Below are 1,347 nucleotides of genomic sequence, written 5' to 3'. Positions count from 1 at the left end.
CAACTTTTAATGCATTCATAAAATCTTCCTCAGTAACAACCATTTGATCTAAAATTTCCTGTGGTATATTATTTTCATATTTTTCTATTTCTGGTAATTTTCTTNNNNTAAGCATTCTTCAGCTTCTTTTACTAAAGCAGCAAGATCTGCAGATACATACCATATGTAATTGAAGCTAATTTTTTAATTAATTTATCTTTTTCTTCCTCAGACAAGAATATAAATTTATCTCCTTCTTTTTTTTCTAGAGGAACATTTCTAGGTATGGACTTTTAATATTTGATATCTCCCTTGTTCATTTGGTACAGGAACTTCTATTTCCCTATCAAACCTTCCAGGTCTTCTCAATGCAGGATCTACAGCATCTGGTCTATTCGTTGCTGCTATAACTATTACTTTACCCCTTGATTTTAATCCATCCATTAATGTTAATAATTAAACTACTAATCTTCTCTCAACTTCTCCAATTGATTCTTCTCTTTTAGGTGCAATTGCATCAATTTCATCTATAAATATTATTGAAGGCGCATTTTTATTTGCTTCCTCAAATTCTCCTCTGATCTTTTNTCAGATTCTCCAACATATTTTGATACAATTTCTGGACCATTTATTGCAATAAAATATGCTCCACTTTCTTTTGCAACTGCCTTTGCTAATAATGTTTTACCAGTACCTGGAGGACCATATAATAATATACCTTTTGGAGGTTCTTACCAAGTTTTTCAAATAATTCTGGATACTTTAATGGTAATTCTACAAGTTCTCTCACCTTTTGAACAATTTCTTCCTTCACCAAAATCTTCATAAGTAACTTCTGTATTTCTCCCTTTGTTTCTACAGCATGTGGCAATATTTCTAATTCTGTATTTTTAGTNNNAACTACCGCACCCTTTGGAACTACATTTATAACATTAAATTTAAGNNNATTTGAAAATCCAAAAGNNNNAATTAGATCTGGAAATATTGAAAATCCACTTCTTAATCTAATAAATCAAATTTTTTTCTATATCCTGTCAATATAACAATATTATCTCCTTTTACAACTGGTCTTCCATCTAGTAATCTTCTTATAGAATTTATATAACTTGTATTAAATTGATATATAACTCCCTTTGCTGCTGGAGCTAATACAACTTTTTGTGCTTCTCTTACATTAGCTTTCCTAACAGTAACATATCCTCCCAATATAGCATTTGCATTTTTTCTTATAATACCATCCATCCTAATTATTCCAAGACCATAATCTTGTGGAGGTAATAATTGGGCAATTGCAACTGTTTTTTTCTTTCCTTCAATTTCAACAATATCTCCAATTCTTATAGTCCAAGCTCTTTCATAGCTTCATTA

1 protein-coding gene and 1 pseudogene (1 of these 2 cut by a window edge) are annotated in these 1,347 nt (G+C 30.2%); both read right to left on the bottom strand.

The window, feature by feature from the left end; translation table 11 throughout:
* Positions 1–812 (bottom strand): annotated as a pseudogene (locus tag LUA84_RS05120) (AAA family ATPase) (its annotated part extends 152 nt beyond the left edge of the window); the annotation flags it as partial.
* Between the two features lie 166 nt (positions 813–978).
* The gene (locus LUA84_RS05115; protein WP_231434536.1) at positions 979–1,269 is read right to left on the bottom strand and encodes a CDC48 family AAA ATPase; all 291 of its coding nucleotides are present in this window, start codon (positions 1,267–1,269) and stop codon (positions 979–981) included.
* Positions 1,270–1,347: the final 78 nt, after the last annotated feature.

The organism is Candidatus Nanopusillus massiliensis (assembly GCF_920984865.1).
The sequence above is the reverse complement of the archived record's forward strand: the minus strand, read 5'-3'. Positions and strand labels throughout refer to the sequence as shown.